Below are 20,705 nucleotides of genomic sequence, written 5' to 3' on the forward strand. Positions count from 1 at the left end.
GCTGGTTTCCCTCTTTTTAATCCGATATAACCACATTAATCAGCTCGAATGTGGTGACATCTGCAAGACCTCGGTTTGTTACGCGAATTTCTGGAATAACCGCCAAAGCAATCAAGGAGAATGTCATAATCGGATCCGTTATGCTGCACCCGAGGTTTTCCCAGGCTTTCACGAGACTACTTACTTGTTCAACGACTGTTTCCAATGGCTGATCGGACATCAGTCCGGCAATCGGCATCGGTAATTCTGCTAAAACTTCGCCATCCCGTACAGCAACAAGCCCGCCGCCGATTTCTGCCAGTCGGTTTGCAGCGATGGCCATATCTTCTCGATTTACGCCCATGACAAGCAGATTATGACTATCATGTGCCACCGTCGAAGCGACTGCTCCATACTGGAACTGGAAGCCATGGACAAATACATTGGATATTTGGCCGGTTCCTTTATGCCGCTCGATACATGTTAAATGGATGATGTCCTGTTCCTTATCGATCTGTACAGCCCCATCCTGCACCTGTAAGATGGCTGTCATCTTCTCTGTCCGTGCACTTCCTTCAATTGCTTTGACTACATTTACTTTTACGTCACCGTCTGGGCGATCTGTATGGTGCAGAAAATCGTCGGCTTTCATTTCACGCGCAAGATGGACGGAGCTTCGCACAGCATCCGGATACGTGTATGTAGGGAATGTTTGCTGCAGCTCACCATTTTCAAATTGGATGCTTCCATCCGCGATAACAGTAGCTGCTTCCATCTGCTGCAAATCTTCTATAAGAAGTAAATCCGCAAATTTACCAGCACTGATGCTGCCAATATCATTCTCCATATGGAAATATCGAGCCGAGTTGATCGTAGCAAGCTGGATTGCTATCACAGGATCAAGCCCTTCCTCGATCGCTCGGCGGACAACGTGGTTCATATGTCCTTTTGTGATTAATGTTTCCGGATAAACGTCATCTGTCACCAGCGAAATATTGTGCGTGTCGACCTTATACTCCGTTATCACTTTGATAACTTCCTTCACGTCACGCCATGCTGATCCTTCGCGAATCTGTACATGCAAACCTGCACGCAATTTAGCCAGTGCATCTTCTTTTGCAATTGTTTCATGGTCCGATGTAACGCCTGCAGCGATATATGCCTGCAGCGCATATGGGTCCTCTGAAGGGAAATGGCCGGTAACAGTCTTGCCAGCTTTTATAGTCTCAGCTATTTCCCCATGCATTTTGCTATCTCCATAAATGACACCAGGGAAGTTCATTACTTCTCCCAATCCTTGGACATTCTCCCACGTAAGTCCTTCCTGTATATCTGCTACAGTGAGGCTTGCTCCCGCATCTTCCAAATCATCTGTTGCCGGTACACATGACGGGAACGTCGTATACACTTTCAATGGCAGCTGCTGCCCTTCCTCGTGCATGTAACGAACACCTTCTATACCGAACACGTTCGCAATTTCATGAGGGTCCATGAATACAGTAGTTGTGCCTTTTGCAAGTGCTGCCTTGGAAAATTCCGTCACGGAAAGCATCGTACTTTCCACATGCATATGACCGTCGATCAGCCCTGGTACTAGGTATTGTCCATTTGCTTCTATCACTTTTGTGTCAGGTCCTTCATGCTCTTTCAATGCTTTTCCGACCAGTGCTATCCGATCGCCTGATACGACAACATCTGTATGCTCCAGCAGTTCTCCTGTGAATACGTTGACTAGCACACCATCTCGGATAATCAAATCAGCGGGACGCTTTCCTAATGCAACCTCACCTAATCGCTTTGCTGCTTCATATAATTTCGTTCTTTTTCCCACTGTGTTCAACTCCTATTATCCTTATACGTTATGCCCATAAACGTGTAAAAAATTCCCGGCACTATGGAACGCTAGCTCGGGAAACTCTCTTTCTTATACGCATTTATTTCTATTTATAGAATCATACTTCCGCTGCTTGCGTCAACCCCGCCATATGAAAAAACCGCCCTGTCAGGCGGTTTCCAGCTGTTATTTCTTTTTCGTATCAAGCGGTGTCAGCCTGGCCTCGATACTCTCCCGCTCCCCTTCGAGAAACGGTGGAAGTGCAAGTGTCTCACCTAAAGCTTCTGGATCTTCATCCGTAGCGAATCCAGGACCGTCTGTCGCAAGCTCAAACAAGATACCGTTGGGCTCCCGGAAATAAAGTGACTGGAAGTAATAGCGATCTACCAGTCCGGAATTTGGCAAGTGAGCTGCATAAAGGATTTTCTTTGCCCGCTCCAGTTCCTCCCTGTCCTTAACCCGGAAAGCTACGTGATGTACACTGCCGCGGCCGGGTCGCTCCCGCTGCAATTCTGGTATGACTTCTATCATCACCTCGGCTCCTGTACCGCCTTGGCCAACTTCATAGATATACAAATTCGTACCATCAGCAAGCTTGGCCTCTGTTTTCTTGCGGAACCCCATCAGTTCAAGCAAGACGCGCTCTGTGGGTTCAAGCTCAGGAACTGTCAGCTTTACAGGTCCAAGCCCAATGATGGCAAACTCTGCTGGAACATCGGAGCCTTCCCAGGGAATTCCGGCTGGCACGCCTTCATTTTGCTCATCCGACACGAGCATGAGCCGCTGCTTTTCAGGATCCTCGAAGCAGATAACTCTTCGTCCTTGCAGTTCAACTTCTTGTGACTGAATATCATATCCTTCTAAACGATCAGCCCAATAACGAATTGCTTCATCTGATGCGACACGCAAGGAGGTAAGGGAAATACTGTTATTCCCCGTATACGTCCGGCCTGCTCTATGAATTTCGAAGAAGGTCAGATCTGTTCCAGGACTGCCAAGTTTGTCAGCATAGAAAAGATGATACATCGATGTATCGTCTTGATTGACTGTCTTTTTGACAAGGCGCATCCCCATTATCTTTGTATAAAAATCATAGTTATCCGCTGCGTTTGCTGTTATGGCTGAAACGTGGTGAATACCGTGAAGCTCCATCATCTGCTTCGCCCCCTAAACGTACAATATATTAGTTACTTACAAAATGTAACTTAGTTCGAATAAAAATGCAAATGCTTCCTGCCATTATTGATAGAATAAAGTAATAGACGATACCTGCTACTTCAAGTTCACCTTTGATAGGGAACTATACTTACAAACACGGAAAACCTTATCCATAAAAAAATAGCGGGCATCATCTGTCCGCTATTTTCCATCCATATGCAATTTCAGGGTAAGGGCCCCCATCAATCTCAAGTTTGTCTTCGGCGATTACCACTCCGCCTAGGCTTTCATAAAAATGCTTGGCGTCATTCCCGACTAGCATCCACGCTATCACGCCTGACATCCCTCCGGCCACAAGCTGTTTTTCCAGAGATCGCATAAGCAGCTTCCCAATCCCGCGCTTCATATGATCGGGATCCAAATAAATTGCGTATACCTCTCCATCGTAATCAGGATGTACACTATCCCGGCATTTGCCTCCGCTTATGAAACCGACAATCTTTCCGCCGGCTTCTGCAACATGCAATAAGGATCCGGATTCCAGCACCCTTTCAAATCGAGCTGCCCTGTCTTCGACACGAATAGCAGCTAAGTAGTCAGCTGGCAATATATCCTGATAAGCAGATTGCCAGCCCAGCATACTGATCTCTCCGATTCTCCAGCAGTCAGCTTTTCCTGCATCACGTATAGTAACTGTCATCCTGACCCTCCTCTTGGAATTAAGCTAGTACAGTTGGCTGAAAATCAATCAACAGGACAGCTCGTACACCTGGGCGATCTGCTTCGCCTTTTTGGATTGGGCTGACATAATGGCTGACCGCCTCATCATGCACACCGTAGGATTCCAATGGCTTATGGATTTCAAAGCTTTCATGGAACTGACTGGAGTCCGCATCTTTCGGAAGCTTTCCTGCACAAGCTGGTGTTGCAATGATATTAAGGCCGCCGACAACATTGTCACGCTTAATAAGATGAGCAAATGTGAAAGGCTCTCCATCCTGATGGATCAAGTTCGGGGAAGACACGCCCTCTTGTCCCTCTTCTGTCACTTCCAGCTTCACAAAATGAATGCCCGCGTGAACTGGCAGGATCAGATCTTCTTTACGCCAGAAAGTTTCGTGATAGTCATGCATGATAATTTTCTGCAATAATTTATTTTCCAGGATATGATCCGGAAGAGACGGGAATTCACGATAGGAATCAACGTACTCCGGATTGAAGCGTCCTTGGAAATACTGTGCCATACTGCCGTTTTCCCGTTCAATACCAGGCAGCCATTCCAAACGGCCATCTTTATCGAAGATGATTGCCCGTGAATAGCGGCGATAGCGGTTCAGATCCAGTGCATAGCTGTCTGCCGGAAGCGTATCGAAGACAGCCTGGATTTCAGCTAAATCCTGCTCCATCCCCTCATATGCCAGATCCTTTTGTAAATCATATATGCTGTACCCTTGTTTCTCTAATGCGTTCATGCTTAAACCTCCACAAATCTATAATCTTTCTCTATCATAATACATGCAGAGATAAAGGAACATGCTTTCGTTTGCGATTTTGTGACATTTGAATAAGGAGTGACCTATATGAGGAAATCCAAAGCAGAATTTGAGAAGCTCTTCCAGACAGCCTCCACGATCCAAGCGCTGCTGCAGGCCGGAGATGTATTGTACAGCTCGATCGGACCTTCCACCTTCTTCTTCAGCCACGCTGGCATTGTCGGTAATCACGGAAGGATTTTTCATGCGCATCCATCTGGCGGTATCACCGAATCCTTGACAGCGTATCTATCGCGTCACCGTCATGGCGGTACGATTACACTGCTCCGCCCAAAAATAGATCCGTTTGGTGCAGCAGATTGGGCAGAACGTTCCATCAGCTTGATGAAAGGTTACCGTTTCAGCCGCGCTTTGGCAGACCCTGCTTGGAATTATTGCACCAAGTTCGTTTGGCAGGCTTTCTGGAGCGGTGCCAGCACCGATTTGACCAGTGCTCGGAGACAGCTATCCAGACGTTGGATCTTTCCGCGCCATATTAAGCACTCATCCCATTTTGAGCCTATCGCAAAATTCTCACTCGAGTACAGACTCTAGTCATAATTTTCTGGTAAAATGATGAAGATAGTATGATTAAGGGGGATTTTGACATGCAATTTGAACAGAAATTAGAGAAATATGCCGAGTTGCTGCTGCATATCGGTTTGAAAGTTAAGCAAGGACAGGACTTGATGATTGTAGCTGATCTAGCTGCTGCGCCTTTTACAAAGGTGGTAGCCCAGAAAGCATACGAAGCTGGATTAAGGGACGTTATTGTCGATTATCAGGACGATAACATCACAAAAGCGAAAGTAAAGCACGCCAAAGAAGAGGATTTGGATTACTTCACACCCTTCCGCGGTCGTGTCTATGAAGAATTGGCAGCTGCAGATACTGCATTTCTTGAACTCAAGACACCGAACCCTTCTCTATTTGACGGAATTGATCCAGCAAGGGTTGCACGCTATACAAAAGCAGCGGGTGCTGCCAGACAAGGCTATCAAGCTCACAAGACGAATGGTCGTATAAACTGGCTGATTGCTTCGGTACCTACTGTCGAATGGGCAGAATCTGTCTTTCCCGAATCACAAGGACAGGAAGCTATCGATAAGCTATGGGATGCCATCTTCTATACAACTCGCTCCGATCAGGAGAATACAGTCGAGCTGTGGGAACAGCATGTTGCAGCCATGAAGAAGAATGCTGACCATTTAAATGCACGCGATTATCGTAAGCTCCATTATACGGGTCCAGGGACTGATCTAACGATTGAACTGCATCCTGATTCCTTCTGGACTTGCGCAGAATTCATGAAAGAAGATGGTTCTACATACATCCCGAATCTTCCTACAGAAGAAGTATTTACTATTCCAGTTAAAGACGGAGTAAACGGAACTGTGAGCAGCACGAAGCCATTGAATTATGCAGGTACATTGCTGGAGAACTTCTCCCTTACTTTCGAGAATGGAAAAGTGGTAGATTTTAAAGCCGAAAAAGGCTATGAAACATTGAAGAACCTGCTGAAAACAGATGAAGGGGCACAATTCCTTGGAGAGGTTGCGCTAGTACCGCATCAATCGCCTATTTCCCAGTCTGGAATCGTGTTCAATAACACGCTTTTTGATGAAAATGCTTCCTGCCATTTGGCGCTCGGTCAAGCAATTGGCATGTGCGTAAAGGATGCCCGCAGTAAATCAAAAGAAGAGCTGAAGGCGATCGGATTCAACTACAGTTTGACGCATGTCGATTTCATGGTCGGTTCCGGTGAATTATCCATCACAGGCGAAACACCTGATGGTACGACCGAAGCTATCTTCGAAAATGGAAACTGGGCTTTTTAAGGCTACAGAAAAGGAGCAGCGCAACGCTGCTCCTTTTACTATGTACGGCATATCATGATTACTTCCCGGTAATAGCCAAGCTGATGGGGACAAAGTGCATCATGCTCTACCTCGATTCGCTGACGTGGTGCACCTGCCACAATTTCTGCTTCAACGCTTGCCGCTCTTCCCTCAACGAGCTTCTCTAGATCATTCACCCGCATCCTCACGATTTGTACTACTTCTTCGTTTAAGAGGATGTCCGGCAGTTCCTCCAAATAGTAGAAGAATTGGTGACAGAACTCCCGATCGACCAAGTTCTTAGCGAATAGTTCTTCTTGAATGATGCCTTTATAAAAAAGATCGCTCTCTTGAAGCGTAACACCCAATTCTTCCTGTACTTCACGCAGGCCTCCGACCACAGGCGTTTCGCCGCTTTCCAGATGACCAGCTGCGGTAATGTCGTATTTCCCGGGAAATTCACTTTTATTGAAAGAACGCTGCTGTAGATAAATGTATAGTTCTGTACCATCATGTTCCACGAACCAGCAGTGGAAAGTTTCATGCCAGTCCCCGTCACGATGGACTTCCTGTCTTTCTTTCACCCCAAGCTCCCGATGCTGCTCATCGAAAATCGTCAATAGCTCCATGTTTTGCCCCCATAGTTATTCCTTTTTTTCTAATGTAAGCGATATCGCCAAGCTTGTCTACCGTATATTTCCAATCAAATCGAGTTATCGCGCATTTCCTCGACCAGTGGTATGATTTCGTTCGCGAAACGCTCCATCTCCTGCCTATGCGGCGAGAACTGCAGCAGCAGAAGACTGACACCAGCGTGCTCGTAAGCGAGTATCCGTTGCGCGATTTGTAATGGTGTTCCAACTAAATGCGGCCGCAGTCCCCTTGCTGAAACAGCGTCGTCACTAATCTTGCTTTTCTGTGCCAGTTCTTCCTCTGTTATATATGACTCGTAATCCGCACCGGTAATTCTTTCCCATTCCTGGTAAGCTTCTTCCTCTGTTTCTCGACAAATAACATAAGCTGTCATACCGAATTCGGTGAATGGGGACTTCCCAGCTGCTTCACGTCGAATCTGCATATCAGCGATCATACTAGCCACTTCCTGCACGGTGCCGCCCTTCATGACATACGCATCACATGTCTCAGCAATTGTCTGGCGCAAATAGTCGCTTTCTCCGCCCGCATATAATGGGGAAATCTCTTTGCTCTTGCCTGCCGGCAAATAGTCGACATGCTTTACTTGATAATACAAACCATCATAAGTGTAACTGCTCGCTGTCCACACTCCGCGAAGCACTTCAAAGAATTCCTCTGTCTGCAGATAAAATTCCTCTGAACCAGCTATATCGCCATCTTGTCGTTTCTGTTCTTCTTCACGCAGAAAAGAAACGACAGCCAGTGAAAAACGGCTATTACTAATCTGATCAATCATTACGGCCTGTCTCGCTGCTTCCACAGGCTGATCGATGCTTGGACGGACTGCTGCCATGATGTGCAATTTATCGGTTGCCTCCGCAATAGCACTAGCAGCTTCCCAGAAATCCAGCTTCTGATCGGCGTTTATTCCTTGATAGAGGTAAGTGTCTGGAAGAAAGACGGCATTAAACCCCAAGTTCTCCGCCATATGCGCTGTATGCTGCACATCTGACAGACTCAGCGGTCCTCCATCCTCTACATGACGCAGCCAGCTGCTTGAAACTGGCTGCCAGTATGCATATTTCATTGTTATTACTCCTTTTGCACATAGGAAATCCTACCGAACGACACATCGATTCTACTAAAAAAGCTTCTTCGACGAGAAGAAGCTCTGTATTGCAGCCGTCGTCATCTTATCACGCAGCTTTTGCTGCAGGTCGTAGCACCTTCCTGCAGGACTGCCCTCCTGCAGTGGGTTGCCGGGCTTCATCGGGCCTTTCCCTCCGCCACTCGTTATAAGATTTCATATGAATTGTACATCCTACTATACCAGATTAGCAGTGTCTGATTCAAACAGAATAACTGTTATTCCCACTGCCGATATGTCTCCATCAAAAGGCGGAACCCATCTTGCCTTGCTTTTTCTTCATAAACAGGGCTGGTGAGCATGAACTCAACATTTCCGCCGTAGTAACCTTCCAGCTCTCTGAGCTGCTGCAGCACCTCAGTCGGTGTCCCGATCACCATGGTCGGACGGTTATCCTCAAGAAGTTCCTTCTCATAAGGAGACATTTTATATGCTGCTGCCTTATCCGGACGCAGCGTTCCTTTGACTGGTCTGCCCTGTTGCTGAAGCAGCGATGCAACCTCATGGCTTTTGGCCAATGCTTCTGCGGCCTCTGTTGTCTCGGCACAGAATAAAAACAGACTGACCATCGTTTGCGGCTGCTGCTTCCCTCCCCGGAAGGCTTTCTTATACACATCCAGAACTTCTGCGTCTTTATCACCGCGAATGAATTGGGCATAAGCGAAACCGATTCCATGATATGCAGCAAGACCCGCACTTCCCGCACTGCCGCCCAGCAGCCAGACAGACGGAGCAGTGTTGATATTCGGCATTGCTGCCAAATCTCCAAACCGATGCTTCTCTTCTCTTCTTATGTCCAAATAATGAAGCAAATCACGTATTTGCTGATCATACCAATCCTCCGGCACAGCCTTATGCTCCTGCAGTGCCCTTTTTGCCGCAGGCATCCCTCCAGGAGCCCGTCCGATGCCAAGATCGATCCTTCCAGGATGAAGCGCTTCGAGCAATCTTGCATTTTCAGCTACTTTATACGCACTATAATGAGGCAGCATAACACCGCCTGATCCGATACGGATGCGGGATGTTTTAGCTGCAAGATGACCCATCATAAGCTCGGGACTGCTGTGGGCAAGGCTGCCAGAGTGATGCTCGGATACCCAAAAACGCGTATAGCCAAGCTGGTCAGCAAGCTCTGCCAGCCGTACTGTTTCATTCAATGCCTCTGTCGCATTTCCGTCTTCTTTGATGCGGGATTGGTCCAATATACTAAGCTTCATTCTCTTCACTCCTTCTTTGTATCATATCCTGTGCGAAAGACTTTTAAAAACAATCTGTTTTTCTGTATGCTAGACATGACTGAATAAAAAGGATGGTGCTCATATGATCGGATTTATCGGATTAGGAATCATGGGACAAAACATGGCAGCAAATCTGCTCGAAAAAGGCGAACAATTAGTAGTCTATAACCGCACAAAAGAGAAAGCACAAACACTATTGGATAAAGGGGCTGTCTGGGCAGCATCGCCTCGGGAAGTCGGGGAACAAGCTGATATCGTATTTACGATGCTGACAGACCCAGCTGCTGTACGGGCAGTTGCTTATGGAGAAGATGGGCTTTTCAGCGGCATGAAAGAAAATAGTCTATGGGTGGATGTCAGTACTGTTAAGCCTGCGTTCACAAAAGAAATGGCTGAAGCTGCTCGTGCGCATCATATCCGTTTTGTTGACGCACCTGTCTCAGGTTCAAAGGCACCAGCCCAGCAAGGTAAATTGCACTTCCTAGTCGGCGGAGAGGAACAAAATGTGAAAGAAATTACGCCTTTGCTTGAGAAAATGGGACAAAGCATCCAGCATATGGGCGCCAATGGGAATGGCTCTTCCACTAAGCTGGCAGTGAATATGCTGCTTGTTCAATCACTTACTGGCTTATCGGAAGCAATCAGCTTCGGGGAAGCAGTCGGTCTTGACCGGGAGCATCTGATGGATGTATTGCTTGCTCTTCCAGTGACGAGTGATATCCAAGCAGGTAAACGGGATACGATTCTTCAGCAGAACTTTGACCCGCAATTCCCTCTGGAGCATGCATACAAAGATTTGCAGCAGATTTCTGAAACAGCTTATGAAGCGGGTGCTCCTCTGCCGATGACAAACAGCGTCAAAGAGCTGTATGCGTTAGCAAAAAAGAATGGCTATGGCAAACAGGATGTTGCTGCCGTTTATGCACTTTTAGCAAGGGATTGACACACATTAGACAAAGAATCCGAATTTTTTCGGATTCTTTTTTTATTCTCATTTATTTTTTTTAATTAATATTGGCATATTAACAATGGGTACAGGGTATCTAGCTCTGAGATACTTAATTTGTGTGAAGTATTTTTTTGCTTATTTCCACCAAATTATAATCATTATAATCTCCATGGTTTATTAAATTTTTTAAATCAGACAAAAGCATGCTATGACCAATCGGAATACTTTCATATCAATATTTTTATGCTAATATAATTATGGTTTTATTAATTTAATTACTTTCAAAAGGAGTCTTCATCATGGCTGATTCATCTAACAAACCTAAACGGGAGGTCAAATGGATTCCGCTCCTAATCACAGTTCTGATTGGGGTAATCCTTTGGTTCATCCCTTCACCTGATGGTGTTAAAGCAGAAGCCTGGCATCTATTCGCCATCTTTGTTGCTACGATCATTGGTCTGATCATCAAACCGATGCCTATGGGCAGTGTAGCGATCCTGTCATTGACTGCCATCGTTTTGACAAAAACACTTGGATTAGAAGAAGCGCTGAGCGGATTCCAGAATAGTACAATCTGGCTCATCGTCATTGCATTCTTTATTTCCAGAGGTTTTATCAAAACTGGTCTCGGATCCAGAATCGCCTATTTGTTCGTTCGTCTATTCGGTAAGAAAACATTGGGCTTATCTTACTCATTGATTGGCAGCGACTTGATCCTGTCTCCGGCTATGCCATCCAATACAGCTCGTGCCGGTGGTATTATTTTTCCAATCATCCAGTCACTATCAAATTCTTATGGTTCTAGAAGCGGTGACGGTACGGAACGTAAAATTGGTTCCTTCCTGACTTTTGCATCGTACCAGGGTAACGGAATCACCTCCGCGATGTTCCTGACAGCAATGGCAGCAAACCCATTGGCAGCAAGCGCAGCAGAGAGTGTTACTGGTCAATCGATCTCATGGGGCAGCTGGATTCTTGCTTCCATCGTACCTGGTATCATCAGCTTGATCGTTATTCCATTCGTCATCTTCAAGCTTTACCCTCCTGAAATCAAGGAGACACCGAAGGCGACCGAAATGGCAACAGAAAAACTGGAAAGCATGGGTAAACTGAAGCGTTCTGAATGGTATATGATCGGTGTATTCCTGCTTCTCCTTGTATTATGGATTTTTGGCGAAAACTTCGGAATCGGCTCTACGACAGCAGCATTCATCGGACTAGTCGTCCTATTGCTGACAGAAGTATTGACTTGGTCCGATATCAAGCAGGAACAAGGTGCTTGGGATACACTTGTATGGTTCGCTGTACTTGTCATGATGGCGAATTATTTGAACGAACTTGGCCTTGTGCCTTGGTTCAGTGACATCATGGGGAATGTCGTAAGTACACTTTCCTGGCCTGTCGCTTTGCTCATATTGGCTATTGTGTACTTCTACTCCCATTATTTCTTTGCGAGTAACACAGCACACGTCAGCGCTATGTATGCGGCCTTCCTATCGGTGGTTGTGGCTGCAGGAGCACCGCCATTATTGTCAGCCCTATTGTTAGCTTTCTTCAGTAACTTGTTCGGCTGTCTGACACACTACGGTAGCGGTCCTGCTCCAGTATTCTTTGGTGCAGGCTTCGTCACACAGCAAAAATGGTGGGGACTCGGCTTCCTCATCTCCATCATCCACCTTGTTGTCTGGATCGGTATCGGCGGATTATGGTGGAAACTGATTGGTCTATGGTAATAAAAAACAGGAATCCCTCGTGGATTCCTGTTTTTTTAATTACTTGTATACGTAGCAGCATCTGCCGCTTCGATAAACGGACTCAAGTTACCAACACTGTACATATGCAATTCATGCATCGCCCGTGTACATGCTGTATAAAGTAAGGTACGCTCCGATTCATGGCCATACGCCTCATCCGAGACATCGTATAAAATAACAGCATCGAATTCGATACCTTTAGCCAGGTATGCCGGGATAACCGATAACCCTTTTTTATACTGGGAGGTTGTTTCCGTAATCAAATCCGCATCCATTTCTTCCTTGATCCAGTTATGCGCTTGTTTGCTTTCTTTGCTCGTCTTCGCTATAACAGCGATCGTCTCATAGCCAGCTTCCTTCAAAGAACGGATTTTATCCAAAATCAGCTTGCGCCTCTCTGTATCATCTGCTGCTTCCGTCAGTGTCGGAAGATCTCCATCCCGATTGAATGGCTGGATTTTCTTCGCATGATCCAGAAGCTCTTTCGTGAAATCAACAATCTGTCTCGTCGAACGATAGCTGCGCCATAGCTCGATTCGATGGCTGTCGGCAGTATTGCCAGAGAGCACATTCTCCCCTGTCAGGGCGTGTGCCTGAATAGCCTGGTTGATATCGCCAAGCAAGGTCATACGGGCATTAGGGAATGCCTGCTGCAGGTAAGCGAATTGGAAGGCAGAATAATCCTGCGCTTCATCAATAAGCACATACCGAATCGTTTTATCCGAACGATCACCAAGCACCTTATCACGGAAGTAAACAAACGGTGTCACATCTTCCCAGCTCATATACTTGCGAATAAGACTTTGCTTGGTTGTTTCATACAGTTCCGTCCAGGATGCAGGCATTTCCGGGCGTATTTCTGCTGTCAGCATACGCAAGTAGGACTTTTTCACATTGATGAAGGCATGCTTGCGCACTTTCTTGATCAATGGGCGAAGCTTTCGCTCGACAACCCATTTACGCAGGATTTCTTCTTCTTGTTTATTTTCCTCAAAGTCATCTGTTTCTGTACGGTCTTTCTTCTGAAGCTCGGAAAAGGCCTCGACATAGTCTTCCTTCTCCATCAGCTCGACTTCTTCCCGGACCCAGTCCTTCCTTGTTTCCCATTCGCCCCAAAGCTGCAGCTTTTCTACGATCCAAGCTGCCGTCAGTTCTGCTCGATTTGAAATCGGCAGGGTGTTGGATAGACTATAGAAATAGGATTGAATTTCCTGCTTGCTCACGATGCGCTGCTTGCGGAAGCTGACATCCTTGAAGATAAGCCCGGCACTCTTGAATTCTTCCAGCTTGTCATCGATATACTTTTTGAAATCAAGACTTGCTTTATACTGTATTCCAGCCAGCCGCTGCTCTTTTTCCTCCCGGGAAGCAAGCAGCATATATTCCATTTGTTCAAATGGGGTCTCGATCGTCTCCCTGCCTTCCAGCTGTGCATCCATATGCGCATAGAAAGTGGCTTGCTTCATATTATCTTCCCCAAGCTCTGGCAAGACATTGGATACATAGCTGTTGAACAGCGGGTTCGGTGAGAGCAGCACGATATTCTCAGCTGTAATGCGATCACGATAATGATAGAGCAGGTACGCAACACGCTGCAGCGCAGCAGATGTTTTCCCGCTGCCTGCCGCACCTTGTACAATCAGGTTAGCCGCAGACTCATTACGGATGATTTGATTCTGCTCCTTCTGAATCGTGGCAACGATACTTTTCATCTCTGTACTTGCGTTACCGCCCAGAACATACTGCAGCAGGCTGTCACCAATCGTCACTCCAGTGTCAAACAAGGCAACAAGCTTGCCATTCCGGATGATGAACTGTCGTTTAAGCGTCATATCCCCTTCTATCTTGCCTTCGATTGTTTCATACGAAGCACCGCCAGGCGAGAAGTCGTAATACATACTGGAGATCGGGGCACGCCAATCATATATAAGGAAATCCTCTTCTTTCTCATCCATCAGACTCGCTAAGCCAACATAGATTTCTTCGTCGCGATCAGCACCCTCTTCCCTGAAGTCGATACGGCCAAAATAAGGATTGCGCTGCAGCCGATCCAGCGTCTTCACTTCATTGTGGATTTGCTGATGCGTCCGCTCCCGCTCCCCTAATAGCTCCGCTTGCTGTTTCAAGCTGGCTTGTGTTTCGTTCACATCATCCGGCTCATCCAGGTTTACGGTTACATCCTCCCAGAAGTTCTTCCGCAGATCGATTACTTTCTCCCGCAGACCTTGAATCATGCCTGCCGTTTTTTCCCGTTTCTTTTCAATCGTCTCCTGGACACGGACCACACGGGCTTGTTCGTCCTTCAAATCCTTTTCATCTTCTGTCATAGCGGCGTCCCTCCAAAACAATTGACATTTATATATAAATGATGTATAATTTTAAATGGTTTGCTAAATTATGTTATATTAGCAGAACATCCTCTATTTTACCATGTTCATTGTTCCCCTGCAATTTTTCTCTATCCTGTCATTTCCAAGCTATCCCTTTGCATATCCTTTCTATTCGTGTGTATAATTAGTTAGGGAATCGAAATATTAATGCGAAAGAAGTGTTTTTCATTCATGACAGACGAACAGCTCGCAAAGCGTAATCTGTTTATCATGTGGTTCGCCAACTTCTTCATCTCGGCGAGTCTTAGTATGATCATGCCATTTCTGTCCTTATATATTTCATCATTCGGTACATTATCTGAACGGGAGGTTCAGAGCTGGTCGGGTATCATTTTCGGGGTGACTTTTGTTACCGCATTCATCTGTTCGCCATTTTGGGGTAAAATCGGCGATCGGTATGGACGGAAATTGATTCTGATCATATCTTCCTTCGGCATGGGGGTTTCCATTCTCCTGCTCGGATTCACCGAAAATGTTTGGCAGCTATTCATGCTTCGTGTTTTCATGGGAATTTTCACAGGATTCATCGGTATTTCACAAGCCTTCATCTCGACTCAGACACCCAGCCACATTGCCGGGCGGGTGCTTGGCACCCTGCAGACCGGGAGCATCACAGGTATGCTTTTCGGCCCGATGATTGGCGGTATACTCGCAGACAGTATCGGCTTCCACGGTACATTCCTGCTCGTATCGCTAAGTGTCTTCACCTCTGCCCTCTTGGTTACTTTCGGTACAAAGGAGTATCCGGTCAAGGTTCAAAAAGGCGAAAAGTCTCACTATAGCTCAAAGGAAGTGCTGGCGCATATCCTGCGAGATCCGATCTTGCTGGTAGTACTCATCTTAAGCTCCTTGATACAGATAGCTAATTTCAGTGTCCAGCCTATTTTATCTTTATATGTCCAAGAACTGCACGGACCTGAGAATATAGCTTTTTACTCTGGTATCGCATTTTCTGCCGCGGGTCTTGGGAACTTGCTTATGACAAGGACTTGGGGCAAGCTCGGCGACCGTATCGGGTATATCAAGATTCTGATTGGTCTTATTTTTGCAGCTGGTATCGTTTATATACCCGGTGCACTGGTCGGCTCTGTATGGGAACTCGCTGTCATCCGTCTTCTTCTCGGCATGGCGATAGGCGGTATCATCCCTTTACGAGTTGCCTATATCCGTCAAGCTGCTCCGCTTACGATGCAAGGAGAAGTACTCGGTTATAATAACAGCCTCCGCTTCCTCGGAAACTTCATCGGTCCGATACTTGGCGGTATGATGGCTGGATACTTTGGCTTTTCAGCCGTATTTTATATGACAAGTGCACTGCTCATCATCTGCGGTATCACCTTGCTGACAGCTCACATCCGGAATGCCCGCGCAAAAACACGGACTCGGACCTCTTCCATTTAAAAAAGATTGCCGAACATATCGGCAATCTTTTTTTCTTACATATTAAAGCTTCGGACGGCAATGGCTTCGATTTCAACATTCGCACCTTTAGGCAGTTTGGAAATCTCTACTGTTGCACGTGCCGGATATGGTTCGGACAAATGACGCCCGTATACTTCATTCACAGCCGCAAAGTCATCCAAGGAAGTCAGGAAGATTGTCGTCTTGACAACTTGGTCAAATGACAATCCAGCTTCCTCCAAAATAGCAGACAAATTCTTCATTACCTGGTCTGTCTGTTCTTCGATTGTACCTGCCATTTCCCCTGTTGCCGGATCCAATGGAATCTGACCGGAAATATAGACAGTTCCTGCAGTTTCCACCGCTTGGGAATAAGGTCCGATTGCTTGTGGTGCTTTGTCAGTTTGAATGATGTTACGCATCGTATCTCTCCTAATTTAAATAGATTTTATTACGAAGTCTAGAACAGATTTTTGAAGAAGTCACCTATAGACTTGAAGAAATCCTTCACACTTTGCCAGAAACCTTCGTTCCCAGCCACTTCATCTATCTTGTCCTGGATTGTGGTAGCAATGTCATCAAGCTGTGATTTCACACCATCAAAATTGATATCCAACTGGCGCATCTTATCGAAAAGATCGATAAGCAGCTGACGGTCTTCATCACTCAGACTGATTTCCAGCTTGCTCAGCTGATCGGTTACAATCTGCTCGACATCTTCCCTTGTTGCAGGATTTTGCTCAGCAATTTCTTGTTTTATGTCTGTCAGAAGCTGGGTAACCTTTTCGTTATTCATGCCTTCCTTCTGCGCAAGATCCGTAGCCAGATCAAGCTCGTCATTGGCAACTTCGGTCCGTTCCGGATCCAGGTTGCCGTCCGCTGTATCATACGCTTTGTAAATACCTGTCAAAGCGGAGTGGCCGCTAACCTTGACCGGGGAAGCTACATCCACTGTTGCATCCTCAATACCAGCTGTCAGCAAAGCATTTTTATACATATCCACTGTTACCTGTGTAATATTATCTGGTGTAACGATTTGGACATCCAGTCCATGACCCTCATCTTCCCTTGTGATCATCGCAGAAGAATACATTCTGGAATTGGCATCTCCATTTATGTATTTCACGATATCATCTGCTGTAACCGGAATTTCTTTTATATTATCCGTATTTGTAACCCCAAGGTCTTCCCTTACTTGTTCTTTTTGTGCTTCTGATAATGAATCTCCAACTACAACAATCGGCAAGCCGAATTTTTCATTGATACTATCCGTGTTCTTTCCTGTACTTGCGGATACAACATCGGAAAAGGCAAAGCTGAACATCAAAGCAACCGCGAAACAAGCCGCTATGCATTTGGTTAACCCTCTCATGGAATGATCCACCTTTTCTTCAATATGGTCTTGCTTTCCCCATTATAAGCTTTTCTGAAAATAAATAAAGTCTTATCCTACGCTCCCTCGGATAGCAGGTATACAAAAAGAGCTGTATCACAAGTGATACAGCTCTTCTTTTAGGAACGCTTCTGAACAGAACCGTCTTTTTTATGGATGATCGTCTCGGTCCCTTTATTATCCGCAATCTCTTTCGCTCGTTTGATTGCATCCTGCTTGTTATCGAACACCTGTGAAGGCCGTTTTGACCCTTTTGCCTGCACTGCCCAGCCCTCATCATGCGGAACCACTTCCTCCGCATTATCTATCAGATCTGAATTACTGTGGGAGGCATTCGAATCACGCTTCGTCGAATCATCGTTCTTTAGAAAGTCCTTCACTTCCTTTTCGGAAGCATTCGACTTCCACTCTTTCGCCTGATTCGTCGCAATGGGAATAGCCCTGCCTTCATCGTAGCCTTCATCCACCATCGCATTGGCAATTTCTATGGCTTTCTTTTTTACTGGCTTGTCCAGATTTTTAAGCGAAGCAGGATAATCGTCCATCGTCCATGGCATGCTAAAAACTCCTTTGCGTTTTTTTATGTACATACTATTCCCGCTGCAGTATCAATAAAACACAATAAGCAAAAGAGTTGTATGAGTCACTTACCCATCTTACAATTGCCCTATTATCAAAAAGGAGATGATGGCACATGGCAAAAAATGAAGAAATCCAATTAGCTAAACGTCCGGAAGGCACACCAACAGAAGAGAACTTCCGCTTTGTTGAAACAGAAATACCAGAGCCCGAAGAAGGACAGGTGCTCATCAAGAGTATCTATATCAGTGTCGACCCATATATGCGTGGTCGAATGAACGATACAAAATCCTATGTACCGCCATATGAACTCGACGCTCCCATCTCAGGCGGCATTGTCGGTCAAGTGACCGAATCCAAATCAGATAAATTCCAAAAAGGCGACTATGTACTTGGAAACCTGCCATGGGCTCGTTACAATGCAGCAAATCCAGATAATCTGCAAAAAGTAGATCCGGAGCTAGGACCGATTTCCACTGCATTAGGCGTGATGGGAATGCCTGGTCTTACAGCATACTTCGGTTTGACTGATATCGGTGAACCAAAGGCCGGTGAAACAGTTGTTGTTTCAGGCGCAGCTGGTGCAGTCGGTTCAACCGTTGTCCAAATCGCCAAAATCCTCGGTGCGCGCGTTGTCGGCATCGCAGGCTCCCCGAAGAAGCTCGATTATGTGAAAAACACACTCGGTGCGGATGAAGTAATCAACTATAAGGAAGACAATGTAGCAGAAGCATTGGAGAAAGCATGTCCGGATGGTGTGGATGTTTATTTCGACAACGTCGGCGGACCCGTATCTGATGCAGTTTACCCGCTGCTCAATGCGCACGCACGCATTCCGCTCTGCGGCAGCATCTCTTCTTATAATAAAAAAGAAGATCAAGGACCTCGCGTCCACGGCTATCTCGTCAAATCCAAAGCCAAAATGCAAGGCTTCATCGTAGGTGACTACAGCGACCGCTTCGCTGAAGGAAAGAAACAGCTGTCTGAATGGTTCAGCCAGGATAAACTTACGTTTGAAGAAAACGTAGTGGACGGTTTTGAGAATGTACCAGATGCTTTTCTTGGATTGTTCAAGGGGGAGAATCTAGGGAAGCAGTTAGTGAAAGTAGCGGAAGAAGAGTAAAGCGAAAGCCTGACAGTCCTTTAACTGTCAGGCTTTCGTTTGTCCAATTAATTCACCTTGAATAATATACCGCTGATCTGCATGACCGATAAAGTCAAACGGATAACAAGTTGTTAATGTTAATGTAGCAGTTTCCTTCGGTACAATAACAGATCTGTCACCGTCATCCGTAATCCAAATATCCGTTATTTCATATGTGTAATCTGTATCATCCATGGTCACAAGCAGATGATCCCCCTCCACTAATTCCCCGAGTTCCACAAAAACAGTATCTCGGTGTCCGCTCAGTACAGTGTGCCTTTTTCCTGCTGGCGTTGTGGTACTATCACTTTCCATCATGCCCACACCTTTAGTTAGCGTGTCTTCATCCGTCCCCCAGAATACCGAGAACTTTTTTTCTATCTTTGGAATGGAGAGCATGGCAACTTTCTCGCCAGTCGGGTAATCCTCTTCCTCAGCAGGTGCAGCAGCAGATTCCTCCGACTGCTGTTTATTTATATCTTCTTGGACTCGAGTTTCCTTAATGATAGCTTCGGCTTTCTTTTTATCTACTGCATCAAACTCCTTAGCAGAAGACGAGCTTTCATTCCATTGCATAAGCGTAAAGATACCTAAGATAATTCCTGCAAAAAGGAATGTTAAACCAATCAGCTTTTTCATATCTTTCACTCCCTAAAGGAAAAAGACCAGACATCGTCCAGTCTCAAGTCTCCAAATACTTTATACTCTTTGTTTCTTTTTAAGAACGAGCGTTAAAATACCAGCAGCTACCAGTCCGAAACTAATCATCATAAGTGCACCATTATTTGTTGCTGTTTTTGGAAGCTCCTCACCTTGCGGAGCGGAAACTTCTTCTTTATCCTCTTTAGCAGCAGAAACTGATTCAGCACTAGAATTGGTAGAACTATCACTTTCAGAAGTAGAAGACTCTTCTTTATTCTGTGTAGATTGTTCGGAATTATCATTTGTTGAAGCGACTGTGTCGTTGTTATCTTCCACCGCGTTAGCTTCTTGCTCTTCTTTTTGAGCTTTATATTTGTCGATAGCAGCTTGGTCAGCCTCACATGGTAATCCATCATTGTCACGATCTAAATCGTGAGGATCATTATCAGCACTATAGCCATTATCTACCCAAAACTTTGCAATAGCATCTGCATCACCATTAAAATCTCCGCAATTCTTATCAGCGGCACTCACATTCCCACCAAATCCGACAACTAGCAGCATAAGAACGAAAAAGCCTGTGATAAATTTAGACATATAAATCTCCCTCAAATATGTATTTTCACTCCATATTTTACATAGAAATCTATTTTTTTCTACCCATTCGACAATCAAAGTACTTATTCGACAACTACTGATCTTAAAATTTACATAAAAAACCCAGAATTCACTCGAATTCTGGGGATTTTTTTATCTATTATCCACTTTCTCCGGATACATATCATGGTTCATCATGCGATGATCTGCCATTTGCTCATACTTCGCGCCTGGACGGCCGTAGTTGACGTATGCTGATCCCGCCACGTGGTGCGAACTTATTCAAAAGGCGTATTTGCCTGCTTAGACAATGTCGGCAAACCATTCCTGACCAATTGCCTATCCACTACAAGTATCTCCCAGCATCTTGCTCTGCTAGAATTGTTCAAAGGTGAAAATATAAAGTAGAAGAGTTAATTGCTTATGAAAAGATTTAAAAATACAATTTAACTCGTGGGAAACCGTGGGTTCTAATTAGCATGTCAATAGACTCT

At 45.6% G+C, this 20,705-nt stretch carries 19 protein-coding genes, 1 pseudogene and 1 riboswitch; of the genes and pseudogenes, 6 read left to right on the plus strand and 14 right to left on the minus strand.

What is annotated here, in order from left to right; translation table 11 throughout:
- Window positions 1-16: 16 nt before the first annotated feature.
- The 4 genes from ade to SFC25_RS16305 form a co-directional block, all read right to left on the minus strand.
- Window positions 17-1,810, minus strand: a complete 1,794-nt coding sequence (gene ade, locus SFC25_RS16290; RefSeq protein WP_411216299.1) for an adenine deaminase — start codon at window positions 1,808-1,810, stop codon at window positions 17-19.
- Window positions 1,811-1,999: 189 nt separating this feature from the next.
- Window positions 2,000-2,965 carry a ring-cleaving dioxygenase gene (locus tag SFC25_RS16295; RefSeq protein ID WP_411216321.1) on the minus strand — a complete coding sequence of 322 codons (966 nt, stop codon included), beginning with the start codon at window positions 2,963-2,965 and terminating at the stop codon, window positions 2,000-2,002.
- Between the two features lie 196 nt (window positions 2,966-3,161).
- Entirely contained in the window at window positions 3,162-3,671 is a 510-nt protein-coding gene (locus SFC25_RS16300) for a GNAT family N-acetyltransferase (protein WP_411216300.1), read from the minus strand.
- Between the two features lie 19 nt (window positions 3,672-3,690).
- Complete coding sequence (locus SFC25_RS16305) at window positions 3,691-4,443, minus strand: 2OG-Fe dioxygenase family protein (protein WP_411216301.1); 753 nt, start codon at window positions 4,441-4,443, stop codon at window positions 3,691-3,693.
- 108 nt (window positions 4,444-4,551) lie between these two features.
- Here SFC25_RS16305 and SFC25_RS16310 point away from each other — a divergent pair, with 108 nt between their 5' ends.
- Entirely contained in the window at window positions 4,552-5,058 is a 507-nt protein-coding gene (locus SFC25_RS16310; RefSeq protein WP_411216302.1) for a hypothetical protein, read from the plus strand.
- A 53-nt stretch (window positions 5,059-5,111) separates the two neighbouring features.
- Complete coding sequence (locus SFC25_RS16315) at window positions 5,112-6,341, plus strand: aminopeptidase (protein WP_411216303.1); 1,230 nt, start codon at window positions 5,112-5,114, stop codon at window positions 6,339-6,341.
- 38 nt (window positions 6,342-6,379) lie between these two features.
- Here SFC25_RS16315 and SFC25_RS16320 read toward each other — a convergent pair whose 3' ends face one another.
- The 3 genes from SFC25_RS16320 to SFC25_RS16330 all read right to left on the minus strand — a co-directional run bounded on the left by SFC25_RS16320 (window position 6,380) and on the right by SFC25_RS16330 (window position 9,341).
- Window positions 6,380-6,970 carry an NUDIX hydrolase gene (locus tag SFC25_RS16320; protein WP_411216304.1) on the minus strand — a complete coding sequence of 197 codons (591 nt, stop codon included), beginning with the start codon at window positions 6,968-6,970 and terminating at the stop codon, window positions 6,380-6,382.
- Between the two features lie 74 nt (window positions 6,971-7,044).
- Entirely contained in the window at window positions 7,045-8,064 is a 1,020-nt protein-coding gene (locus tag SFC25_RS16325; protein ID WP_411216305.1) for an LLM class flavin-dependent oxidoreductase, read from the minus strand.
- A gap of 103 nt (window positions 8,065-8,167) precedes the next feature.
- Window positions 8,168-8,279: riboswitch (SAM riboswitch) on the minus strand.
- 63 nt (window positions 8,280-8,342) lie between these two features.
- Window positions 8,343-9,341, minus strand: coding sequence for an LLM class flavin-dependent oxidoreductase (locus SFC25_RS16330; RefSeq protein ID WP_411216306.1), 999 nt, complete (start codon window positions 9,339-9,341; stop codon window positions 8,343-8,345).
- A gap of 103 nt (window positions 9,342-9,444) precedes the next feature.
- On the opposite strand from SFC25_RS16330, the gene SFC25_RS16335 reads away from it, so the two are divergent.
- Window positions 9,445-10,305, plus strand: coding sequence for an NAD(P)-dependent oxidoreductase (locus tag SFC25_RS16335; RefSeq protein ID WP_411216307.1), 861 nt, complete (start codon window positions 9,445-9,447; stop codon window positions 10,303-10,305).
- Window positions 10,306-10,610: 305 nt separating this feature from the next.
- Complete coding sequence (locus tag SFC25_RS16340) at window positions 10,611-12,044, plus strand: anion permease (protein WP_411216308.1); 1,434 nt, start codon at window positions 10,611-10,613, stop codon at window positions 12,042-12,044.
- A gap of 35 nt (window positions 12,045-12,079) precedes the next feature.
- Here SFC25_RS16340 and helD read toward each other — a convergent pair whose 3' ends face one another.
- Complete coding sequence (helD, locus tag SFC25_RS16345; RefSeq protein WP_411216309.1) at window positions 12,080-14,392, minus strand: RNA polymerase recycling motor HelD; 2,313 nt, start codon at window positions 14,390-14,392, stop codon at window positions 12,080-12,082.
- Between the two features lie 234 nt (window positions 14,393-14,626).
- On the opposite strand from helD, the gene SFC25_RS16350 reads away from it, so the two are divergent.
- Window positions 14,627-15,856, plus strand: coding sequence for an MFS transporter (locus SFC25_RS16350; RefSeq protein WP_411216310.1), 1,230 nt, complete (start codon window positions 14,627-14,629; stop codon window positions 15,854-15,856).
- 35 nt (window positions 15,857-15,891) lie between these two features.
- On the opposite strand, the gene SFC25_RS16355 is transcribed toward SFC25_RS16350, so the two are convergent.
- From SFC25_RS16355 to SFC25_RS16365, 3 genes are all read right to left on the minus strand, one after another.
- Complete coding sequence (locus SFC25_RS16355; RefSeq protein ID WP_095221146.1) at window positions 15,892-16,278, minus strand: RidA family protein; 387 nt, start codon at window positions 16,276-16,278, stop codon at window positions 15,892-15,894.
- A 38-nt stretch (window positions 16,279-16,316) separates the two neighbouring features.
- Window positions 16,317-17,228: a DUF1002 domain-containing protein gene (locus tag SFC25_RS16360; RefSeq protein WP_411216311.1), complete on the minus strand. Its 912-nt coding sequence runs from the start codon at window positions 17,226-17,228 to the stop codon at window positions 16,317-16,319.
- A 140-nt stretch (window positions 17,229-17,368) separates the two neighbouring features.
- Window positions 17,369-17,806, minus strand: coding sequence for a DUF2188 domain-containing protein (locus SFC25_RS16365; RefSeq protein WP_411216312.1), 438 nt, complete (start codon window positions 17,804-17,806; stop codon window positions 17,369-17,371).
- A gap of 137 nt (window positions 17,807-17,943) precedes the next feature.
- Here SFC25_RS16365 and SFC25_RS16370 point away from each other — a divergent pair, with 137 nt between their 5' ends.
- Window positions 17,944-18,951 carry an NADP-dependent oxidoreductase gene (locus tag SFC25_RS16370; RefSeq protein ID WP_411216313.1) on the plus strand — a complete coding sequence of 336 codons (1,008 nt, stop codon included), beginning with the start codon at window positions 17,944-17,946 and terminating at the stop codon, window positions 18,949-18,951.
- Between the two features lie 27 nt (window positions 18,952-18,978).
- Here the strand turns inward: SFC25_RS16370 and SFC25_RS16375 are convergent, their stop codons facing one another.
- From SFC25_RS16375 to SFC25_RS16385, 3 genes and pseudogenes are all read right to left on the minus strand, one after another.
- Window positions 18,979-19,611 (minus strand): class D sortase, encoded by a 633-nt coding sequence (locus SFC25_RS16375; protein WP_411216314.1) that lies wholly within the window; start codon window positions 19,609-19,611, stop codon window positions 18,979-18,981.
- A gap of 60 nt (window positions 19,612-19,671) precedes the next feature.
- A complete protein-coding gene (locus SFC25_RS16380; RefSeq protein ID WP_411216315.1) occupies window positions 19,672-20,211 on the minus strand; it encodes an LPXTG cell wall anchor domain-containing protein in 540 nt (179 codons plus the stop codon).
- A 153-nt stretch (window positions 20,212-20,364) separates the two neighbouring features.
- Window positions 20,365-20,491: pseudogene (locus SFC25_RS16385) on the minus strand (preQ(1) synthase); the annotation flags it as partial.
- Window positions 20,492-20,705: the final 214 nt, after the last annotated feature.

It is taken from the genome of Terribacillus saccharophilus (assembly GCF_046592595.1).
Classification (GTDB): Bacteria; Bacillota; Bacilli; order Bacillales; family Amphibacillaceae; genus Terribacillus; species Terribacillus saccharophilus_C.